The organism is Massilia sp. NP310, assembly GCF_019443485.1.
Taxonomy (GTDB): Bacteria; Pseudomonadota; Gammaproteobacteria; order Burkholderiales; family Burkholderiaceae_D; genus Telluria; species Telluria timonae.
In genome coordinates, this window is sequence record NZ_CP080379.1 from 1,630,794 (window position 1) to 1,651,741 (window position 20,948).

Annotated in this window: 15 protein-coding genes; 3 read left to right on the forward strand and 12 right to left on the reverse strand. The window is 68.3% G+C overall.

Going from position 1 to position 20,948, the window contains the following annotated elements; all coding sequences use genetic code 11:
- Positions 1–29: 29 nt before the first annotated feature.
- The 3 genes from KY496_RS07120 to KY496_RS07130 all read right to left on the reverse strand — a co-directional run bounded on the left by KY496_RS07120 (position 30) and on the right by KY496_RS07130 (position 5,024).
- Entirely contained in the window at positions 30–2,453 is a 2,424-nt protein-coding gene (locus tag KY496_RS07120; RefSeq protein WP_229520456.1) for a TIM-barrel domain-containing protein, read from the reverse strand.
- Between the two features lie 170 nt (positions 2,454–2,623).
- Positions 2,624–3,844 carry a hypothetical protein gene (locus KY496_RS07125; protein WP_229520457.1) on the reverse strand — a complete coding sequence of 407 codons (1,221 nt, stop codon included), beginning with the start codon at positions 3,842–3,844 and terminating at the stop codon, positions 2,624–2,626.
- A gap of 184 nt (positions 3,845–4,028) precedes the next feature.
- On the reverse strand, positions 4,029–5,024 hold the full coding sequence (locus KY496_RS07130) for an amidohydrolase family protein (RefSeq protein WP_219864342.1): 996 nt from the start codon (positions 5,022–5,024) through the stop codon (positions 4,029–4,031).
- 138 nt (positions 5,025–5,162) lie between these two features.
- Between KY496_RS07130 and KY496_RS07135 the strand changes: the two genes are divergently transcribed.
- Both KY496_RS07135 and KY496_RS07140 read left to right on the forward strand, forming a co-directional pair.
- Entirely contained in the window at positions 5,163–6,698 is a 1,536-nt protein-coding gene (locus KY496_RS07135; RefSeq protein ID WP_219864343.1) for a peptide MFS transporter, read from the forward strand.
- Positions 6,699–6,746: 48 nt separating this feature from the next.
- A complete protein-coding gene (locus KY496_RS07140) occupies positions 6,747–7,940 on the forward strand; it encodes a pyridoxal phosphate-dependent aminotransferase (RefSeq protein ID WP_219864344.1) in 1,194 nt (397 codons plus the stop codon).
- 22 nt (positions 7,941–7,962) lie between these two features.
- On the opposite strand, the gene KY496_RS07145 is transcribed toward KY496_RS07140, so the two are convergent.
- Genes KY496_RS07145 through KY496_RS07155 form a run of 3 tightly spaced genes read right to left on the reverse strand, consistent with a single transcriptional unit; the run spans position 7,963 to position 11,132 of the window.
- Complete coding sequence (locus KY496_RS07145) at positions 7,963–9,273, reverse strand: ATP-binding protein (RefSeq protein ID WP_229520458.1); 1,311 nt, start codon at positions 9,271–9,273, stop codon at positions 7,963–7,965.
- Between the two features lie 9 nt (positions 9,274–9,282).
- Positions 9,283–10,749, reverse strand: coding sequence for an ATPase domain-containing protein (locus KY496_RS07150; protein WP_219864346.1), 1,467 nt, complete (start codon positions 10,747–10,749; stop codon positions 9,283–9,285).
- Positions 10,749–11,132, reverse strand: coding sequence for a hypothetical protein (locus KY496_RS07155; protein ID WP_071362459.1), 384 nt, complete (start codon positions 11,130–11,132; stop codon positions 10,749–10,751). The genes KY496_RS07150 and KY496_RS07155 overlap by 1 nt, the downstream gene beginning before the upstream one ends.
- Before the next feature lie 270 nt (positions 11,133–11,402).
- On the opposite strand from KY496_RS07155, the gene KY496_RS07160 reads away from it, so the two are divergent.
- Positions 11,403–13,196, forward strand: coding sequence for a DUF885 family protein (locus KY496_RS07160; protein WP_219864347.1), 1,794 nt, complete (start codon positions 11,403–11,405; stop codon positions 13,194–13,196).
- Positions 13,197–13,236: 40 nt separating this feature from the next.
- On the opposite strand, the gene KY496_RS07165 is transcribed toward KY496_RS07160, so the two are convergent.
- From KY496_RS07165 to KY496_RS07190, 6 genes are all read right to left on the reverse strand, one after another.
- A complete protein-coding gene (locus KY496_RS07165) occupies positions 13,237–13,737 on the reverse strand; it encodes a hypothetical protein (RefSeq protein ID WP_083415403.1) in 501 nt (166 codons plus the stop codon).
- A complete protein-coding gene (gene def / locus KY496_RS07170) occupies positions 13,734–14,270 on the reverse strand; it encodes a peptide deformylase (RefSeq protein ID WP_005667472.1) in 537 nt (178 codons plus the stop codon). Before def ends, KY496_RS07165 begins: the two co-directional genes overlap by 4 nt.
- Positions 14,267–15,160 (reverse strand): UTP--glucose-1-phosphate uridylyltransferase GalU, encoded by an 894-nt coding sequence (galU, locus tag KY496_RS07175; protein WP_005667471.1) that lies wholly within the window; start codon positions 15,158–15,160, stop codon positions 14,267–14,269. Before galU ends, def begins: the two co-directional genes overlap by 4 nt.
- A 32-nt stretch (positions 15,161–15,192) precedes the next feature.
- Positions 15,193–17,559 (reverse strand): NAD-dependent DNA ligase LigA, encoded by a 2,367-nt coding sequence (ligA, locus tag KY496_RS07180; RefSeq protein ID WP_373889474.1) that lies wholly within the window; start codon positions 17,557–17,559, stop codon positions 15,193–15,195.
- Between the two features lie 9 nt (positions 17,560–17,568).
- The gene (locus KY496_RS07185) at positions 17,569–18,849 is read right to left on the reverse strand and encodes a cell division protein ZipA C-terminal FtsZ-binding domain-containing protein (RefSeq protein ID WP_219864349.1); all 1,281 of its coding nucleotides are present in this window, start codon (positions 18,847–18,849) and stop codon (positions 17,569–17,571) included.
- 190 nt (positions 18,850–19,039) lie between these two features.
- A complete protein-coding gene (locus KY496_RS07190; protein WP_219864350.1) occupies positions 19,040–20,896 on the reverse strand; it encodes a PAS domain-containing sensor histidine kinase in 1,857 nt (618 codons plus the stop codon).
- Positions 20,897–20,948: the final 52 nt, after the last annotated feature.

The following is a 20,948-nucleotide window of genomic DNA, read 5'->3' on the forward strand; positions in this document are numbered from 1 at the left end:
CGCGGTTCGATGAACCGCGCCGTTCGTCCTTACAGCTCGATGGCGACCTGCGCCGCCTGGCCCCTGCGCGCCGGGACCTGCACTTCGAGCAGGTGCTGCTGGGCGTTGAAGACAAAGCGCGCTGCGCGGCCATCGACCGTCACGCCACGCGGCTTCGCCCGCACATTGTGCACCTTGAGCGCGAAGGCCCGTTCCTTCGCCTGCATCGCCTTGCCGGTTTCTGTCCTGAAGCCGATCTCGAGCCGCTTGTCGGCGCTCATTTCCGTATACTTGCTGTCGAAGCGCACGATCTCGTACTTGCCCTGCTCATAAGCGCCCGCGGTCTCGCCGTCGTCGTCATACATCTTGCCGCTCGAGGCGCTCACCGACGCATCGTGATAATAGTGCAGGTCGATCTCGCGCCCGGTGTAGTCGCGCGTGGTCTGCACCACCTTCGCCATCGGCACGAAGGCGCCGGCGCGCACGTAGACCGGGATGTTGGCTTCGACCGGCTTCACGGTCTCGAGGATGCCGCCCTGGTGCGCCTGGCCGGTATGGAAGTCGAACCATACGCTGCCGCTGTTCGGGAAGTAGACCTCGGCGCGGGTGGCGCCCGGCTGCACGATCGGCGTGACCAGGAAGTCCGGCCCCCACAGATAGGTGGTCGAACGCTCGGCCGGCTGGGCCGGGTCTGGCTCGACGAACATCAGGGGACGCATCAGCGGCATGCCGGTCTGCTCGTTGTCGAAGGCGATGGTGTAGTTATACGGCAGCATCGCATAGCGCAGCCACACCGCCTCGCGCGCCAGCACCTTGGTACGTTCGGAGCGGAACACCGGTTCGGACGCCACCGCCTCTTGCGCATGCGGACGGAAGATCGGCTGGAACACGCCGTACTGCAGCCAGCGCACATACAGCTCGTCGTCCAGCACGGCGCCGGCGAAGCCGCCCAGGTCGGAGTGCATATAGGCCAGGCCCTGCATGCCCATCTGCAGCGAGATCTCCATCTGCGACTGCAGGCCGCCCCAGCTGCGCGCGACGTCGCCCGACCACGGGATCATGCCGAAGCGCTGCGAACCCGAGTAGCCGGCGCGCATCAGGATGAAGGGGCGCTCGGCCGGGAATTCCTGCTTATAGCCCTCGGCAATCAGGCGCGCCCAGTCGTGGCCGTACACATTGTGCACCTGGTTGGCCGAACCGGCGGCATGCTGCAGATCGGATGGATGCACCTCGGGCTCACCCAGGTCGCCCCACCAGCCGGTGACGCCGCCCTTCTTGAGGTCGCGGTAGATGCTCCACCACCAGTCGCGCCCCTCCTTCTTGTAGATGTCGATCAGGCCCGTGTTCCCGAAATAGAAATCGTAGGTGTAGGGCTTGCCCGCCTTGTCGGTAGCGAGGACCTTCTTGTCCACCGCCTCGTCCCAGCGCTTGGACGTGGTCAGCACGAACGGTTCGGTGACCACCACCGTCTTGACGCCCCTGGCCTTGAAGTCGGCCATCATTTTCTCGGCGTTGGGGAAGCTGTCGCGGTCCCAGGCCAGGTTGCCCATCGTGCCCTGCACCGTCTTGCCGAACCAGTAGAGGTCGAGGATGACGGCGTCGAGCGGGATCTTCTCTTGCGCGAACTTGTCGACCACGGCGCGCGTCTCGGCCTCGGTCTTGTAGCCGAAGCGGCTGGCAAAGTTGCCGAAGGCCCAGCGCGGCGGCAGCGGCTGGCGGCCGGTCAGGCCGGTGTAGCCGGCCATCAGGTGGTCCCAGCTGTCGCCGGCCACGACCTGGTAGGTCTTGCGTCCGCCGATCACTTCGTAGCGCAGCGTGCCGTCCTTGCGGCTGTCGAAATCGAGCCAGCCGGTCTGCGGATTATCGAAGTGGATGGCGTACTTCTTCGACGACAGCGCGACGGGAATCGTGTAGTTGAGCAGCTCGGAGCGCTCGGCATAGCCGTAATGCGCCTTGTTGTAGAGCTGGAAGCGGTGGCCGCGGCGGTTCATGCCGACCGCGCGCGCGCCGGCGCCGTACAGGGCCTCGCCGTCTTCCAGCGCGAATTCGATCGCATCCATGCCGTCGGCGCGCCCGAAGCCACGCTTCTCGGCCACCAGCGGCTTGCCCTTGTAAGCATAGCTGATACGGAACGGCCGCTTGTCGACCGTGACGCTGATGCCGCCGTCGACGGCGTAGGTGAGGCGGCCGCCCTCGTCCCTGAGCGTGGCCTGCACCTGCACCGGCGCCAGGATCACCGCGTGCGAAGCCGGATCGAAGCGCTCGCCCTTGGGGATGAAGGTGGTCTCGACGATCGTGCTCGAATACGGCTTGATCAGGTAGCGGCCGTCGTTGGTCGCGATCTCGAGGGTATTCTGGTTGCGCGTCACGCCGGCCAGCTGGCGTTCGGCGTTCTGGGCGAACGCGAGCGGGCTGGCGGCGAGCGGGAAGGCGGCAAGGCTGAGCGCCAGGCGGGTCGTCAAGGCTTTGGTCATGTCTTCATTATCGTTGTGGTGAGATGCAGGCGAGAGCATGACAGAATTCCGCCCTCACAGACAGTCTTGACGCAAACGAAACGCCCGGCGTTGCCATGGGCAGGCGCGGGGCGCTGAAGCCAATCTGAAGCTGCGCTCGCCCCCTCGGCTCGCCCCCTCGGCTCGCCCCCTCAGTCGGCGCCGAGCGTCAGCTGCATCAGGCGGCCCTGGCCGTCGGCGCGCTCGTTGGTCACCACGATGATGCGGCCGTCCGGATCCTGGACGAGCGCGGACACCGACGGCGTGCTGTACTCGTCGTCGGTCGCGCGCTCGTAGCCCGGCACCAGCGCCGAGATATCGGTCCACGAATTGCCGCTGTCCTGCGACCACGCCAGATAAGGCCGGCCATGCATCTTGTCGAAGCCGCCGACCACCAGGGTATCCGGCTTGCCCTTGAGCGGCAGGAAGGCGCCGATGTAGGGATAGCCCTTGCCGCCTGATAGCGGTTCGTGGATCACGAACTTGAAGCTGTTGCCGTTGTCGACGCTGCGCAGTAGGCCGCCCTCGACGCCGACGAACACCATCTGCGTGTCCGGCACCGATTCGATGAACTGGACGTTGCGGTTCTCCATCTCGGGCAGGGCGATCGGCAGCTTGTCCTCGCTGGCCAGCGCGCCGCCGTCGCCGGTCAGGCGATAGGCCTCCACGAAAGCGAAGTCGAGCGGGCATTCGCCGCCGACCAGCACGCGGTCGCCCAGCACGTGGAACTTGGACGGATAGCACATCTGCGAATCCTTCGAGCCGCGGATCACCTGCCAGGTATTGCCCTTGTCCTTCGAGGTCAGGAGGTTGTTGCCGGCGCCGGCATTACTGTACAGGCGGTTGTTGGCGCCCTTGATGTCCTGCATCGACAGGGTCTCGCAGAAGTAGGGATTGCAGGTGCGCAGGTCGCCGTCGCGCGGCACGAAGCTGGCGCTATTGGCCACCAGGGTGCAGGTCGAATGGCCGTTGCTGGCGTCAGGCGTGTCGGCCCATGGCTGCATCAGCCACATGTCGCCGTCCACCATCTTGAGCTTCGGCGAACGCATGATGAAGTCGCCGACCGGGCCCATGGCGCAGGCGCCCAGGCCCACCGGGCTCCAGGTGGAGCCTGCCGACAGCGGCAGCTTCGCGCTCAGGACCGCCGAGCCCTCGGTCGCGCTGTTGGCCAGCGACAGGTAGGCGCTGCCGCCGTAGAAGGCCACGCTGTCCATCGCGCGCGCGGTGCTCGAGAGCGGATCGATCCTGGTCGCCACCGGCTCAACGGAGACGGGCGGTGGCGGCGTCTGGTAGTCGTTGCCCGAGCCGCCGCAGGCGGCCAGCAGCAGCGCGCAGGCCGCGCCCATGATGGTGAAGGAGAGGTGTCGGTGCATGCGAATCCCAGTCAGATGAATGGACCGACGGCCGCTTGCGGCCCTCGTTCCGGAGACTGGGATTCTAGGCAAGGCACTTGCCGCGTTTGGAGGATTATTGTCGGCAGAATGTCATGATTGTGTAAGCGCGCCTCGGCCGCCCAGGTTCAGCTGCATCAGCTGGCCCTGGCCGTCGCCAGGCCGGTCAACGCAGGTACGGCACCACGTTGCGCGCCACGCGCGCGGTTTCGGCGTCGTCCAGCGGCAGGCGCAGGAAGGCCTCCCAGCCGTCCGGCGACCCGGTGTCGCCGCCCGGGTCCGAACCGTACAGCACCCGGTCCAGGCCGAGCTGGCGCAGGCGCCGCACCAGGCGCCGCGCCGCGTCGGCCGGCAGGTCGGCCTGCGCCACCGTCGCCACGTCGAACCAGACCTGGCGCATGCGCGGATCGCGCCGCGCGGCCGCCTCGGCCAGCACGGCCAGCGCTTCGCGCGCCGCCGTGTCGCCGAAGCCGGGGCCGTTGCCGGCCAGGTGCGACACCTGCACCGGCACGTCGGGCGCATACGGCAGCACCTGCTCCAGCAGCACGCGCGCCTGCGCGGCGCCATACGGCCGCCCGAGGGCGCGCGAGGCGCGCATGTCCATCACGATCGCCATGCCGCGCGCATTGGCGGCGCGGAACACCTGGCGCAGGCGCTCGACGTGGCCGGGCTGGTCGAGCTGGACGTCGGAGGCGGCGAAATCGAGCTTGATTCCGCGCCCGAAGCCGGGGCTGGTGGCGCAGCGCCCCAGTTCGAGCAGCGCATAGTCCTTGAGCGGATTGAAGCTGCACAGGGCCACCAGGCGCTCCGGATGGCGCGCGGCCTGGGCCGCCACCCAGTCGTTCTCGGCGCGCACGCGGGCGTATTCATGGTCGATGGTGCGCGCCGGCAGGCCATAGGCATAGGCCGCCGACAGCACCGCCGCGCGCTTGACGCCGGCCGCGTCCAGCTGCGCCACCAGTTCGTCGGCGTCGACCGGCGCCAGCGCGACCGAGGACGACATCCAGGCCGCCGCCGCGGGGCTGAACAGGTGCTGGTGGTGGTCGGCCGCGGGCGCCAGGCGCGCCGGCGCGGCATCCTCGCCGGCCCGGGCCGGGCCGGATGCCGCCACCGCCATGGCGGCGCAGAACATGGCGCGGGTGGTGATGCTCAATCGCCTCATGCGAACCTCGTTGTCTGAAATCCGGACCATGTTAGCGCAATGTCACCACCCGCTGTCAAGGCTGCGGATTGCATGCGGATGGCATAGAATCATCGGATTTGCGCCGGCCTCGCCCGGCGCCGTTGTCAAAGGAATCATATGCAGCAGCAGCCGCACCAGCCGAACTTCGGCGCCAGGCTTCAAGCCGACCCGCCCGTCACCCAGACCCGCTCCTTCCTGACCATCGCCCTGATCGAATTGTGGGAACGCTTCGGCTACTACGGCATGCAGGCGCTGATCGTCTACTTCATGGTGCAGCGACTGGGCTTCGACGATACCCGCGCCACCCTGGTGTGGGGCGCCGCCGCGGCCCTGATCTACGTGGCCCCGGCCATCGGCGGCTGGATCGGCGACAAGGTGCTCGGCACCCGCCGCTGCATGATCATCGGTGCCATCATCCTGTCGCTGGGCTACGCCCTGATGGGGATCCCGGTCAGCGGCACCTGGCTCACCTTCGTGGCGCTGGGCGTGATCGTGGTCGGCAACGGCCTGTTCAAGCCCAACACCGCCAACCTGGTGCGCAAGATCTACGAGGGCGACGACGCCAAGATCGACAGCGCCTTCACCATCTACTACATGGCGGTCAACGTCGGCTCGACCGTCTCGATGCTGGCCACGCCGGCGATCAAGGACCATTTCAACGCCACCTCGGGCGGTGACCTGGGCTGGCACATGGCGTTCGCCGTGTGCAGCGTCGGCCTGTGGGTGGGCCTGCTGACGGTCGGCGTGCTGCGCCGCACCGTCAACCATATCGGCTCGCCGCCGGACGAACTGCCGCTGAACTGGGGCAAGCTTGCGCTGGTGCTGGGCGGCGGCGTGCTCACCGTCATCGCCTCGACCTTCATCCTCGAATACCAGTGGCTGGCGCGCTTGTTCGTCTACGTCGCCGGCCTGGTGGTGCTGGGCATCTTCATCCACCTGATCCGCACCAGCCAGGCCAGCGAGCGCGCCGGCCTGGTGGCGGCGCTGGTATTGACCCTGCAGACGGTGTTCTTCTTCATCTTCTACCAGCAGATGTCGACCTCGCTGTCGCTGTTCGCCCTGCGCAACGTCGACCTCGATTTCAGCCTGTTCGGCAGCCACCTGTTCACCTGGTCGCCGGCCCAGTTCCAGGCGCTCAACGCGATCTGGATCATGGTCCTCTCTCCGGTGCTGGCGTGGATCTACACGCGTTCCAGCGGCAGCCGCCTGGACCTGTCGATTGCCGCCAAGTTCGCGCTCGGCTTCGCAGTGGTGGCCGCCGGCTTCTTCACCTACGGTTTCGCCGGCGCCTTCGCCGTGAACGGCCTGACCTCGTCGTGGATCATGATCGCTGGCTACGGCCTGTATTCGCTGGGCGAGCTGCTGGTGAGCGGCCTGGGGCTGGCGATGATCGCGCGCTACGTGCCGGCGCGCATGGGCGGCTTCATGATGGGGGCCTACTTCGTCGCGGTCGGCATCTCGCAATACCTGGGCGGCCTGGTGGCCACCATGGCCAGCGTGCCGGAAGGCATGACCGACCCCTTGCAGACGCTGCCGATCTATACGAGCCTGTTCAACAAGCTGGGGCTGGCGGCGATCGCCTGCACTTTCATTGCGCTGGCCGCCCTGCCCTTGATGCGGCGCCTGACCGCCGCGCATCACGCTCACGCGTAAGCGCGGCTTCCAGTAAGATGGCAGGGTTTCTAATCCCTGCCATCCAGCATGTCTCTCATTACCCCCAACCGCCAGCTCCAGGTCGCCCAGCGCGTGCACGCGATCGAACCGTTTCGCGTCATGGAGATGGTCAAGGCCGCCGGCGAACTGAAACGCGCCGGCCACGACGTCATCAGCATGAGCGTCGGCGAGCCCGATTTCACCGCGCCCGACATCGTCGCCGGCGCCGCGATGGAAGCGATCCGCGGCGGCGTCACCCAGTACACCGAGTCGCTCGGCCTCCTCGAGCTGCGCCAGGCGATCTCGGGCCACTACGCCGCGACCCAGGGCCTGGACATCGACCCGCGCCGCATCGTGATCACCGCCGGCGCCTCGGCCGGCCTGCTGCTGGCCTGCGCCGCGCTGGTGTCCGAGGGCGACGAAGTCCTGATGCCCGACCCGTCCTACCCATGCAACCGCCATTTCGTGGCCAGCTTCGGGGGCCGGCCGGTGCTGGTGCCTTCCTCCCACGAGGACCGCTACCAGCTCGGCGCCCACCACGTGGCCGAGCGCTGGACCGGGCGCACGCGCGGCGTGCTGGTGGCCTCGCCGTCGAACCCGACCGGCACCTCGATGACGCCGGAGCAGCTGCGCGCCATGCTGGCGGCGGTGCGCGCGCGCGGCGGCTTCGCGATCGTCGACGAGATCTACCAGGGGCTGTCCTACGACCACCAGCCCCTGAGCGCGCTGGCGCTCGACCCGGACGTCATCACGGTGAACAGCTTCTCCAAGTATTTCAACATGACCGGCTGGCGCCTGGGCTGGCTGGTGGTGCCCGACAGCCTGGTGCCGACCTTCGAGAAGCTGGCCCAGAACCTGTTCATCTGCGCGCCGACCGTGGCCCAGCACGCGGCCCTGGCCTGCTTCCAGCCCGAGGCGCTGGCGATCTTCGAGGAGCGCCGGCGCGAATTCCAGCGCCGCCGCGACTACCTGGTGCCGGCGCTGCGCGAACTCGGCTTCGGGGTGCCCGTGATGCCGGACGGCGCCTTCTATGTGTACGCCGACCTCGACCGCGTGGCGCACCCGCTGCACGGCGACAGCGCGGCGTTCAGCATGGCGGTGCTGCAGGATGCCCATGTGGCGATCGTGCCGGGCGACGATTTCGGCGTGGCGGCGCCGCAGCGCCACGTGCGCTTTTCGTATGCGACGAAGTACGAGCGGATCGAGGAAGCGGTGGCGCGGCTGCGGCGCCTGTTCGTGTAAGGTCGGTGCGTAGCCGCCGACCTTAAGGCGCCACGCCCGCCAGCGCCTCGATCAGCACGCCGGGCGCCACCGGCTTGACCAGGTAGCGGTCGAAGCCGGCCGCCAGCGCGCGTTCGCGGTCTTGCGGCTGGCCATAGCCCGACAGGGCGATCGTCAGCGGCCGGTTGCTGTCCGTGCCCGCATCCGAGCCAGCGGCGCGCAGGCGCACCATCAGTTCCAGGCCGTCCAGGCCCGGCAGACCGATGTCGCACACGATCGCGTCGAAGCGGCCTTCCAGCGCCAGCGCCAGGCCGGCATGGCCGTCGCCGGCGATTTCCACCTGGTGCCCTTCGACTTCGAGCAGCATGCGCAGCACGTCCGAGGCGTCGGCATTGTCTTCCACAATCAGGATCCGGCGCCTGATGCCGCCGCCAACCGGCGCGGCGCCATCGGCGACCCCGCTGGGCGCCGCGGCGCTCGACAGCGGCAGCGAGACCGTGAAGGTGCTGCCCCGCCCCAGCCCCGGGCTGGCGGCGCCGACGCTGCCGCCGTGCATGGTGACCAGATTGCGCACCACGTTCAAGCCAACCCCGAGCCCGCCCTCCGAGCGCGCCAGCGTGCGCGGCCCCTGCGTGAACAGGTCGAACGCGCGGCCGATGGTCTCGATGGACATGCCGGAACCGTTGTCGTCGATGGTGACCGTAACAAGGCCGTCGGCGCCGACCCGGGCCGCGACCGCGATGCGGCCGCCGTCCTGGGTGTATTTCGAGGCATTGTTGAGCAGGTTGGTGAACACCTGGGTCAGGCGCACCCGGTCCCCTTCGACCACCAGGGTATCCGCCGCCTGCGCGATCGCCAGCTCCTGGCCGCGCTCGCGCACGCGCGGCATGACGGTCTCCGCCGCGTGCTCGATCAATTCGGCCAGCCGCAGCGGCTCGACCGCCAGCGTGATCTTGCCGCTGCTCAGGCGGGCGGCGTCGAGCAGGTCGTCCAGCAGATGCGCCATATGGCCCACCTGGCGCTGGATCACGCCGGTCAGGCGGGCCAATGCGGCGGTATTCACCGGCGAGCGTTCGAGCAGGCTGGCCGAGACGCTGATCGGCACCAGGGGGTTGCGCAGCTCGTGCGCCAGCATGGCGAGGAATTCGTTCTGGCGGCGGTTGGTTTCCTCGGCGTCGTCGCGCGAGGTCTGGGCGTCGACCGCGGCCAGCACCAGGTGCTCGTTCGCTTCGCGCAGGCTTGCGGCCAGCGCGAGGCTGGCCGCGAGATCGCCGCGCAGCTGCTCTGCCTCGAGTTCCAGCGCCGCCAGGCGGAGCGCCAGGGTGCCGTCGTCGCTGCCTGGTGTCGCCGCCATGAGATTCATTCAGGGTGTCCCGCGCGCGATGGGCAAGCCGTGCAGCACGCCCTCGTATTCGGTCGCCACCGGCTCGATATGGATCCCGTCGTCGCCGACGTGGAATTCGCGCAGGTCGGTGCTGTGGGCGCTGCCGCGCACCTTGACCACCGAGATGAAGCGGCGGAGCCGGCCGCCATTCTCGCCGAAGCGCATGATCACGATCGCATCGGTCAGGTAGGCGATGTCGGCCTGGCTGAACTTGAGCTGGGTGAAGTCGTCGTCCAGGCCCATCGTGACCAGCACGCTCACACCGCGCTTGGCCAGCGAGGACAGCATCTGGAACACGGTCGAGCGCAGCTGGTTGCGGCCTTCCGGCGCCAGGTACAGCGCCAGCTCGGACAGCGAATCGACCACGACCCGGCGCGCGCCGGTGCGGTCGATCGCATCGTTCATCTCGTCGAGCAGCTCGTCGACCGTGAGGTCGATCTTGCGGCTTTCGACCATCTGCACGTCGCCGTTCGCGACCAGCGCCGCCAGCTCGGCGTTGCGCAGGCGCGAGGCGCCCTTCTCGAACGAGACCGCCACGCCCTTCTCGCCCAGCCGGGCGCCCTCTTGCAGGAAGCGGGTGCCGAGGATGGTCTTGCCGCAGCCGCTCGGGCCCGACACCAGCAGCGAGTGACCTTGCGGCAGGCCGCCGTGGAGCAGCCCGTCGAGATCGGGCGTGCCGGTGGGGATGCGCGCCGCATCGCGGTCGACCCGCGCCCCCTGGTGATGGTCGGCCGCCAGCGGCGGCAGGATGCGCGGATACACACGGATGCCGTCGTCGGTGATGCGGAAGGTGTGCGAGCCGCCCAGGTGGGCCTGGCCGCGCATCTTCACCACCCGCATCTTGCGCACCACCGAGTTATCCTCGTGCACCGGGGTCAGCGAAATCATGCCGTCGGCGACCGTCATGATCGGGCTCGCCTCGGCGTCGCCGTGCAGGTATTCGCCGATCAGGAAGGTGGTGGCCTGCCAGCTCGTCATGCGGGTGCCGAGATCCTGGATGAAGTGCTGCAGGTCGGCCACGCCCTCGTTGCCGGCGCGCGCCGTCTGCGCCACCGAGCGGAAGGAGTCGACGAACACCAGGCTCGGCGAGAAATCCTCGACCTCTTTCATCAGGCGCGCAAGCACGCCGCTGAAATCGCCCGCGCGCAGGTCTTCGGCCAGGTTGACATAGCGCACGCAGGTGCCGACCATGTCCATGTCGAAGAAGCTGTACTGTTGCTGGTAACGCAGCATCTTGAGGGGCGGTTCGCCCAGCACCGTGAAGAACAGGGCGCGGCGCTCGTTGCTGGCCAGCGAAAACATGATCTGGTGGGCGAGCGTGGTCTTGCCCGATCCCGGCGGCCCGGCGATCAGGTTGAAGGAAAATTCGCTCAGCCCTCCCCCCAGGAGAACATCGAGCCCCTGCACGCCCGTGCTCAGCTTTCCAAGGGATACTTTATCGCTCATTACTTGTGCTCCTGTGCATTCTTCTCTTCCCCGTCCCGCGCGGCGGCATCGAGCAGGCGCCGTGCGAGCGCCTGGCCGATGAGGGACGCCAGCAACTCGGTAAACGTCTGGAGCAGCGCCGCATGCGCGGCTTTTGCGTGGTCGGGTGCCACGCTGGCGAGCAGCTCGTCCAGCGTGGTGATTTGGGAGTCGCGGGTCTTGCATGGCGGCGTCTCGGCCAGCCATTTGAATTCGGGACCGACCAGACGGCATGCCCGTCCATACAGCGCGCAAAAGCCGCTGTCACCGATGAGCGGACCCAACTGGTCGGCCAAGCGCCGCCAGGATTGGATGAGCTGGATATGCTCTTCAGAACGTCCGGGGCCGCCCTTACTCGTCATCATGTCTAGGTTGAATAGCAATTGCTGCCGTTATCTTCATGAAAGGTCCATGCACACTCTCGCGCGGAAATCGTCGTGCGCTCGCCCGGCGATAGGTTGACGAACATTATATCTTGGCTTCCTGCCATTCTCCGGGGATCGGGCGATTAAAGTTGCCGCGCACGATGCGCCAATGCGCGTATTGACGATACAAACATGCGGTAGGCATCCACCTGTTTCCCCGCTAAGATGTGTATCACCGAGCAATAATGCTCTTTATCAAGCAGGGGATCAATGAAAATAAGCAAGCTGGGCGCCGCCGTCTCGACGGCCGCCGTCGTGATGGGTCTGGCATTCGCACCGGCGGCCGTGGCCGCAACGAGCGCAGCCGCGGTGAATACGACTGCGACCGCCGCCGACGCGCGGTTCAAGGACATCTACACCAAGGAGTGGAAGTGGCGCATCGCCGAACGCCTCGCGCGCGACGAGAACGCGCCCAACGCGAGCCCGGGTTATGCGCGGGTCGATGCCGCCGCCCAGGAAGCGCGCCGCGTCTACTGGGCCGGCATCCTGAAAGAACTCGACGCGATCCCGCCAGGCGCGCTTTCGCCCGCCGAACGCATCAACTTCGCGGTCTACCGCGCCCAGATCGCCGCCCTGCATGACGCCCAGCGCTTCCGCGAATACGAACAGCCGGTCAACGCCGACACCGCCTTCTGGTCCGACGTCGCGTATGCCGCGCGCCGCCCGCTCAAGACCGCCGACGAATACCGCAACTATCTGCGCCTGCTGGAGGGCCTGCCCGCCTACTTCGACCAGGAACTGGACAATATGCGCGCCGGCCTGGCGCGCGGCTTCACCCCGCCGAAGGTCACCCTGGCCGGCCGCGACGGCACCTTGAGCTCGGTGCTTGATGCGAAGACGCCGCAGGACGTGGTGTTCTACACCCCGTTCAGGCAGATGCCGGCCGCGATGCCGGCCGCCGAGCAGGAGGCGCTGCGCGCGCAGGCGGTGGCCCTCATCCAGGGCAAGATACGCCCCGCCTACGCCAAGGCCCTGGCCTATTTCCGCGACGAGTACGTGCCGAAGGCGCGCACCACGCTGGCGGCCCAGGACATGCCGGGCGGGAAGGAATACTACCAGTCGAAGATCGTGGAATTCACCACGACCGACATGACGGCCGACCAGATCCACGCGATCGGCCTGGCCGAGATGGCCAAGATCCGCGCCGAGATGCACGACATCATGAAGCAGGTCGGGTTCAAGGGCGACTTGCAGGCCTTCCTGCACTTCCTGCGCACCGATCCGCAGTTCTATGCCAAGACGCCGCAAGAGCTGCTCAAGAGCGCGGCCTGGACGTCCAAGAAGTTCGACGCCAAGGCCGACCAGTTCTTCGGCCACCTGCCGCGCCGCCGCTTCGCGATCGTGCCGGTGCCGGACGACCAGGCGCCGTTCTGGACCGCGGGCCGCGGCGGCCCCGGCACCTACTGGGTCAATACCTATAACCTGCCGGCCCGTCCGCTCTACAGCCTGCCGGCCCTGACCCTGCACGAGTCGGCGCCGGGACATGCCTTCCAGATCCCGCTGGCGCAGGAACAGCAAGGCGTGCCGCCGTTCCGCCGCGCCTACATCTCGGCCTATGGCGAGGGCTGGGCGCTGTACACCGAGCGCCTGGGCACCGAGATGGACATCTACGAGACCCCGTACGAGGTGTTCGGCATGCTGAGCTACCAGGCCTGGCGCGCCTCGCGCCTGGTGGTCGACACCGGCATCCACGCCAAGGGCTGGACCCGCGAGCAGGCCCAGAACTACCTGCTGCAGAACACCGCGCTGTCGAAGCACGAGGTCGAGACCGAGGTGGACCGCTACATCTCGTGGCCGGGCCAGGCGCTGTCGTACTACCTGGGCCAGATGGCGATCCAGGAAGCGCGCGCGCGCGCCGAGAAGGCGCTCGGGTCGAAGTTCGACATCCGCCACTTCCACGACACCGTGCTGCAGGTCGGTTCGGTGCCGCTGCCGGTGCTGCAGCAGCGCATCGACCAGTTCATCGCGGATGGCGGACCGAGTCCGTATCCGAAAGAAAGCTGATCGTTTCATGAAAAAAGGGCCGCATCGCGCGGCCCTTTTTTCATCGGTCGAACAGCTTGAACTTCAGCTGGAACGAGATGCCGCCATACAGCCGGTCCTTGTAGTTCGGGATGATCCCGACATTCACGCCGACCCGCTTGTATTCATAGGTCAGGGTCGGGATCGCGCCCGGGAACCAGCCGCCGTCGCGCGTCTTCGGATAGCCGTCGAAGGCGGCCAGCGCCAGGCCCACGCGCACCGGGCCGACCGCATACGGCTGCCAGATCACGCCCGCGTAGTTCGACCAGGCGCGGTCGCTGTTGTAGAAGCGCCCGGCGGTGGCCGTCATCGTGCCCTTGAAGCGGTACTCAAGCGCCAGGCCCTTGTTGTTGTCGTTCAGGTCCTTGTCGCCGTCAAAGTGCGCGGTATAGAAGCCGGTGTCGATCCACAGTTCGCTGGTCGGCGACGGGTCGATCTTCGTGAAGAAGTCGGCGGCGAGTGCCGCCGGAGCGGCAAGACAGGCGGCGCCCAGCAGCGCCAGGGAATATACGGCGCGGCTCAATCGTCGGCTCCGGGATCAAGGTGGGGGAACATGACTTCGGTGAAGCCGAAGCGGGAAAAGTCGCGGATCCGCATCGGATACAGGATGCCCAGCAGGTGATCCACTTCGTGCTGCACCACGCGCGCGTGGAAACCTTCCGCGTCACGCACGATGCGCTTGCCGAACTGGTCGAAGCCCTCGTAGCGCAGGCGCGTGTAGCGCGGCACGCTGCCGCGCAGGCCGGGCACCGACAGGCAGCCCTCGACGCCCTCTTCCATCTCGTCGGACAAGGGCGTGAGCACGGGATTGATCAGGACCGTCTCGGGCACGGGCGGCGCGTCGGGATAGCGCTGGTTGCTGCCAAAGCCGAAGATCACCAGTTGCAGGTCGACGCCGATCTGCGGCGCGGCCAGGCCGGCGCCGTTGGCGGCATGCATGGTCTCGAACATGTCGGCGATCAGGGCGTGCAGCCCGGGCGTATCGAATTCGGTGACCGGCTGCGCGACCCGCAGCAGGCGCGGGTCGCCCATCCTGAGGATCTCGCGCACCGTCATGCCGGGCCTCTTCCTTCCAGCAAACCGGCCAGCGAGGCACGGAAGCCCTCGGCCGTTTCCGGGTGCTTCAGGCCGATCGCGGCGGTGGCCTGCAGATACCCCAGCTTGGAACCGCAATCGTAGCGCTGGCCGGCGTAGCGGTAGGCCAGCACGCGCTCGTCGCGCATCAGGGCCGCGATGCCGTCGGTGAGCTGGATCTCGCCGCCGGCGCCCTTGCCGATGTTTTCCAGGTAGTCGAAGATCGACGGCGACAGCACGTAGCGGCCGACCACGGCCAGGGTCGACGGCGCGTCCGCCGGCTGCGGCTTCTCGACGATGCCGGACACCAGTTCGAGGTCCTGGCGGTAGGCCGAGGCGCTGACGATGCCGTACTGGCGGGTGTGCTCGCGCGGCACGTCCTGCACCGCCAGGATGCTGCTGCGCTCATAGGCGTAGACGTCGGCCATCTGGGCCAGCACCGGTTTCTGGCCGTCGGCGGTGTCCATGAAGTCGTCCGCCAGCAGCACGGCGAAGGGTTCAATACCCACCACCGGCCGCGCGCACAGCACCGCATGGCCCAGGCCCAGGGGCGAGGACTGGCGGATGTAGATGCAGTTGACGTTCTTCGGGATCACCCCGCGCACGGTCTCGAGCAGGGCCTGCTTGCCGGCCGCCTCGAGCTCGGATTCGAGTTCGTAGGCCTTGTCGAAATGGTCTTCGATGGCGCGCTTGTTGCGGCCCGTGATGAAGATCAGTTCGGTGACGCCGGCGGCCACCGCCTCTTCGACCGCGTACTGGATCAGCGGCTTGTCGACGATCGGCAGCATCTCTTTCGGCTGCGCCTTGGTCGCCGGCAGGAAGCGGCTGCCCAGGCCGGCGACGGGGAATACGGCTTTGCGGATCAGGTTCATGTGTTCCAGTATGGAGGGTTGTTATTGCATTGTTATGACTGCGCCAGCAGCGCCAGCAGCGCCGCCTCGTCCAGGATCGTGACGCCGAGCTCCTCGGCCTTGGCCAGCTTGCTGCCCGCTTCGGCGCCGGCCACCACGTAGGATGTCTTCTTCGACACCGAGCCCGACACCTTGCCGCCGGCCTCCTCGATCAGCGCGCCGGCCGCGTCGCGGCTCAGGGTCGGCAAGGTGCCAGTCAGGACGAAGGTCTTGCCGGCCAGCGGTCCCTCGGGCGCGGCGGCGGCCGAGGCTTCGGGCAGGGATTCCAGCAGCGAGCGGCGCAGGGCCGCCAGCGACTGCACTAGTTCGCGGTTCGCGCGCACCGCCATCCATTCCTCGAGCGCGGCGGCGACCGTTGCCGGCAGGCCGAAGATGCCGAAGTCGGTGCGCACGCCGATGTCTTCCAGCGTCTGGCCGGCGCCCACCACCTGGCGCGCGCGCGGCTCGGTCAGTTTCGGGATGTCGAGCGCGGCCAGCAGCTTGATCTCGTCGAGCTTTTCGCGCAGCTGCGCCTTCGGCGCATGCTCGCCCTTCGGCGCCACGCCGGCGTCCAGCAAGGCGTTCAGGGCGATCTGGTTCTTTTCTTCGGCGAAGAATTCGGCGATCGACTCGGCCACCGTGCCGCCGATGTCGGGCAGCACGCGCAGCAGCGCGGCCGGCGCGCGCCGCACCAGGGCCAGGCTGCCGAGCCAGTCGGCCAGCGTCTTGGCGGTCGACTCGCCCACGTGGCGGATGCCGAGCGCGAACAGCAGGCGCTCCAGCGGCGGCTGCCTGCTGGCGGCGATCGCGGCCAGCAGGTTGTCGGCCCACTTGGTCGCGACCTTGCCCTGCTTGACGGTCTCCGGGGTCGTGCCGTCGCGCTCGTCGGCCAGGCGCTTCATCTTGAGCAGGTCGTCGAGCGTGAGCTTGTAGAGATCCGCCACACCCTTGACCAGGTTCGCCTCCACCAGGCTGTCGATGTAGCGGTCGCCCAGGCCTTCGATGTCCATCATGCGGCGGCCGGCGAAGTGGCGGATCGCTTCCTTGCGCTGGGCCGCGCAGGTCAGGCCGCCGGAGCAGCGCGCGACCGCTTCGTCGGCCTCGCGCACCACGTGCGAACCGCACACCGGGCACTGCTTCGGCAGTTCATAGACCGCCGGCTCCGGGCTCGGGCGGCGCTCCAGCACCACCGCCAGCACCTCGGGGATCACGTCGCCGGCGCGGCGCACGATCACGGTGTCGCCCACGCGCACGTCCTTGCGCCGCACTTCGTCCTCGTTGTGCAGGGTGGCGTTGGTGACGGTGACGCCGCCGACCGAGACCGGCACCAGGCGCGCCACCGGCGTGATGGCGCCGGTGCGGCCGACCTGCACCTCGATCGCCTGGACCGTGGTCAGCGCTTCCTCGGCCGGGAATTTATGGGCCAGCGCGAAACGCGGCGCGCGCGAGACGAAGCCCAGCGCGCGCTGGTCCTCGATGCGGTCGACCTTGTACACCACGCCGTCGATTTCGTAAGGGAGCGACTTGCGGCGTTCGCCGACGTCGCGGTAGAAGTCGAGCAGGCCGTCGCGGCCCGCGACCACCTTGCGTTCCTTCGCCATCGGCAGCCCGAGCGCCTCGAACCAGTCGAGCAATCCGGAATGGGTGTCGGGCAGGTCGGCGCCTTCCACCTGGCCCACGCCATAGGCGAAGAAGCGCAGCCTGCGCTCATTGGTGATGCGCGCGTCCAGCTGGCGCAGGCTGCCGGCGGCGGCATTGCGCGGGTTGGCGAATTCCTTCTGGCCGCTGGCGCGCTGGCGCTCGTTCAGGGCCTCGAAGTCGCGCTTGAACATCAGCACTTCGCCGCGCACCTCGAGCACGGCCGGCACGTCGCCGCCATGCAGCCGCATCGGGATCACGCGCACGGTGCGGATGTTGGCAGTGACGTCCTCGCCCGTGTAGCCGTCGCCGCGGGTCGCCGCCTGCACCAGGCGTCCATCCTCGTAGCGCAGGCTGATGGCCAGGCCGTCGAACTTCAGTTCGGCGTTGTAGACGACCTGGCGCACTTCCAGCCCCTCGCGCGCCTTGCGGTCGAAATTGTCGATGTCGTCGTCGTTGAAGCCGTTGTTCAGCGACAGCATCGGCACCGCATGGGTGACCTGGCCGAACTCGGGAATAGGCGCGTCGCCCACGCGCCGGGTCGGCGAATCGGGGTCGACGGCTTCCGGGTGCTTCGTCTCCAGCGCCACCAGCTCGTGATACAGCTTGTCGTACTCGGCGTCAGGAATCGTCGGCGCATCCAGCACATGGTAGTTGTAGCTGGCGCGGTTCAGTTCCGCGACCAGCCAACGCATTCGTTCAATGCGCCGCTGGCGGTCATTCTGTTGCTCTTGCTCGGTCACCGGGAATCCTCAGCTGAACAGGCGCAGCGCGCGGGTCGAGCCGGCCGGGATGTCGGCCGCGTCCATCTCCTGGTAGAACTCGCCCACCTGGCTCTTGATCTCGTCGAGGGCCTCGTCCACCAGCGGCTGGTCGAAATCGTCGACGATGGTCGCGTCCAGGCGCTGGGTCAGGCCGCGCGCGGTCTCGACCATGCGGCCGAAGCCGTCGCGCGCGGGGGCGACGCACGGCACATCCAGCAGCAGGGTCAGGCGCGAGGTGGTGTCGGCGCCCAGGGTGACGTTGGTCGACAGCGTAAACAGCACGCCGCCGCCCGCGCTTTCCTTGTCCGGCATCGCGAAGCGGCCGTCCGGACGCACGTCGAAGCCGGCGTTCTCGAGGGCGCCGATCAGGGTCGACATCGCCCATGGCGCGCCATTCGCGGCCAGGTTGACGCCCAGCTGGGCGTCGTGGCCGGCCACGAAGCGGTGCAGGATGCGCGCCTCGGCCATCACCTCGATCATGTCCGGCACTTCCGGCTCGGCCCCGATCTCGTCGGCCACCGCGCGCAGGCGGGTGACCAGCTCGGAGTATTCGAGTTCGTTCAGCGCCGTGGTGCGGGTCGCCATCTGCACGCCCGCCTGCAGCTTGGTGTACACGCCGCCATGCACGATCGGCTCCCACTCGCCGCTGACGGCGAAGCCGATGTAGTGGATCGGCTTGTTGCCGACGCGGCGCAGCGTTTGCAGGGCCGGCAAGATCTTGTCGCCGCGCACAGGCGCTTCGAGCGAAAGGGGGATCAGGCAGTCGATCAGCGGATCGACCAGGCATTCGGCCAGTTCGGCGGCCGGCATGCCCGGGCGGGTGCCGGGCAGCGAGGCGGCCACCGCATCCTGGGCGGCGCTGGCGCCGCTGGCGCGGTAGCTGGTGGCGGGCGCGCTGGCGGTCGGCGTGACTGGCGCCACCGGCGCTGCAGGGGCTGGGGCCGGGGCTGGCGCGGCGGCCGGCGTCGGCGCTGGCGTGTCGAGTTGCGGCTCGGGCTTGACGTCGGCCGGCGCGAAGGCGTCGGCGTCGAGCACCGGCTCCTTGGCGAGCACCGGCGCCTTGTCGTCGAGGCCGGCCTCGAGCACCGGCTCGTGACGGTCCACGGCCGGAACCTGCTCGCCATCGCGCATCAGGACGTCGTCGTGGTCGGAGGCGAAGGCGCGTTCGACGCTCTTCCTGGCCTTGTATTCCTGCCACTTGTTGTAGGTGATGACGCCGACGACGAAGACGCCGCCGGCTGCGATCAGGCTCATTTGGAAATCAGTCATGCTGCTTGTGCCTCAATAGCGAAATTCGCGCCGGATCCGCCTGCCTTGCGGGCCACGCGGTCCTTTGTTCTGCGAAATGGTTAATTCGATCGAAATGCATCCGTGCGGGCGCTCTCCCCACGGAAATTCGTGCAATCATACCAACTCCCCCGCGCGGACGCCATGGATAGCCGGCGCGCCACCGCGATCATCATGCGGGCGCCGGCGCGTCCGGCGCACGGCAGGCCGGCAGGGCGACCACGACTTCGCTGCCGAGCCCCTCCCCCGGGCTCGACGCGCCGACCCGGCCGCCATGCAGGTGCACCAGCCGCTTGACCAGGGCCAGCCCGATGCCCAGGCCGCCCTGCGAGCGGTCCGGGGTGCGCTGCCCCTGGCGGAACAGTTCGAACACGCCGTCGACCAGCTCGGGCGCCATGCCGATGCCGTTGTCGCTGACCGCGATCTCGACCATGCCGTCCACCCGCGCCAGCGCGACGACGATGCGCCCGCCCGGCGGCGTGTACTTGGCCGCGTTCGACAACAGGTTCGCCAGCACCTGGACCAGGCGCTTGCGGTCGCCATGGATGCAGGCCCCGCCGGCGTGGTCGGCCACCGACAGCGCGTGCGCGCGCGCCTCGATGAGGGGGCGCGCCTGCTCGACGGCCTCGTCGACCAGCAGGCGCGCCGCCACGTCTTCCTGGACCAGCGCGATCAGTCCGCGCGTCACGCGCGACACGTCCAGCAGGTCGTCGATCAGGCCGGTCATGTGGGTGACCTGGCGCGCGATCACCTGGCCGATGTGCTCGACCTTGGCCGCATCGGCCTTGGCCAGGGGCAGCAGCGCCGCCGCGCTGCGGATCGGCGCCAGCGGATTGCGCAGCTCGTGGCCGAGCATGGCGAGGAACTCGTCCTTGCGCTGGTCGGCCTCGCGCAATGCGTCTTCGGTCAGCTTGTGCTCATGGATGTCGGTGCAGGTGCCCATCCAGCGCTGGATCACCCCTCGCGCGTCGCGCACCGGCAAGGCGCGGCCCAGCACCCAGCGGTAGGCGCCGCTGTGGTGGCGCAGGCGGTATTCGATCTCGTAGGGTTCGCCGGTGGCCAGCGAATGGCGCCACCTGGCCCAGGCGGCGTCCTGGTCGTCCGGATGGAACATGCCGTTCCAGGCCTCGCCGTCGGTCGAGCCGGGCGGCACGCCGGTGAAGGCGTACCACTGGTCGTTGTAGTAATCGTGAAAGCCGTCGGGAAGGGTCGACCATACCATCTGCGGCATCGCGTTCGTGATGGCGCGAAAGCGCGCCTCGCTCTCGGCCAGCGCGCGTTCGGCGGCGCGGGTCGCCGAGATGTCGATCACCACGCCGAAGCCCTGGCGGCCATCGGCCAGCAGGTTGCCGGCGCCGACCAGCACCGGAATGCGGCGGCCGTCGCGGTGCAGGAATTCCTTCTCGATCAGCGGCATCACCCCGTGCGCCTGCAGGCGCGCAAGGCCGGCGTCGTCGACCTCGCGCCACTCGGGCGGCGTCAGCGCGCGCCAGGACAGGCCGCGGCGGCGGTCCTCCTGGCTCAGCCCCAGCATGGAGAGAAACGCGTCGTTGCAATCGAGGATCTCGCCGTCGACGGTGTAGCGCACCACGCCGACCGGACTGAGTTCGACCAGCCGCCCCAGTTCGCGCGCGGCCTGGTCGACCTGCGGCGGCAGCGCTGCGGCCACGCCCAGCACGCCGACGATGGCGCCATCGGCTTCGCACACCGGCGACAGCGCGAGCTTGACCCGCGTGGGCAGTTCCAGCTCGGCGCCGGCCTGGGCCAGGCTGCCGTCGAGGATGCGCGCAACCGGGTCGATGGCGCCCGGCAGCAGCGTTGCGAGCGGCGTCCAGGCATCGGGAGATGCGGTCCGAGCGCCTTCCAGCAGCGCCGTGAAGGCCGGATTGGCTGCGGCCATGACGCCGCCAATCCGGCTTTCGCCGCGCACGATGAACATTGGCGCCGGCGACGCGCCGATCAGCCGCACGCCCTGCTCCAGTGCTGAAGGGATGGGGGCGGGCTGCGGTGATCTGGAGTGGTCGGTCATTGCAAGCATTCGTACAGTGGCATGTGCCCCGGCAGAGGCGGGCCAGTGTAGC

What these genes read in the sequence shown, in the direction of transcription:
- KY496_RS07120 (WP_229520456.1), bottom strand. Translation starts at nt 2,453, where the DNA reads ATGACCAAAGCCTTGACGACCCGCCTGGCGCTCAGCCTTGCCGCCTTC.
- KY496_RS07125 (WP_229520457.1), bottom strand. Translation starts at nt 3,844, where the DNA reads ATGCACCGACACCTCTCCTTCACCATCATGGGCGCGGCCTGCGCGCTG.
- KY496_RS07130 (WP_219864342.1), bottom strand. Translation starts at nt 5,024, where the DNA reads ATGAGGCGATTGAGCATCACCACCCGCGCCATGTTCTGCGCCGCCATG.
- KY496_RS07135 (WP_219864343.1), top strand. Translation starts at nt 5,163, where the DNA reads ATGCAGCAGCAGCCGCACCAGCCGAACTTCGGCGCCAGGCTTCAAGCC.
- KY496_RS07140 (WP_219864344.1), top strand. Translation starts at nt 6,747, where the DNA reads ATGTCTCTCATTACCCCCAACCGCCAGCTCCAGGTCGCCCAGCGCGTG.
- KY496_RS07145 (WP_229520458.1), bottom strand. Translation starts at nt 9,273, where the DNA reads ATGGCGGCGACACCAGGCAGCGACGACGGCACCCTGGCGCTCCGCCTG.
- KY496_RS07150 (WP_219864346.1), bottom strand. Translation starts at nt 10,749, where the DNA reads ATGAGCGATAAAGTATCCCTTGGAAAGCTGAGCACGGGCGTGCAGGGG.
- KY496_RS07155 (WP_071362459.1), bottom strand. Translation starts at nt 11,132, where the DNA reads ATGATGACGAGTAAGGGCGGCCCCGGACGTTCTGAAGAGCATATCCAG.
- KY496_RS07160 (WP_219864347.1), top strand. Translation starts at nt 11,403, where the DNA reads ATGAAAATAAGCAAGCTGGGCGCCGCCGTCTCGACGGCCGCCGTCGTG.
- def (WP_005667472.1), bottom strand. Translation starts at nt 14,270, where the DNA reads ATGACGGTGCGCGAGATCCTCAGGATGGGCGACCCGCGCCTGCTGCGG.
- galU (WP_005667471.1), bottom strand. Translation starts at nt 15,160, where the DNA reads ATGAACCTGATCCGCAAAGCCGTATTCCCCGTCGCCGGCCTGGGCAGC.
- KY496_RS07185 (WP_219864349.1), bottom strand. Translation starts at nt 18,849, where the DNA reads ATGACTGATTTCCAAATGAGCCTGATCGCAGCCGGCGGCGTCTTCGTC.
- KY496_RS07190 (WP_219864350.1), bottom strand. Translation starts at nt 20,896, where the DNA reads ATGACCGACCACTCCAGATCACCGCAGCCCGCCCCCATCCCTTCAGCA.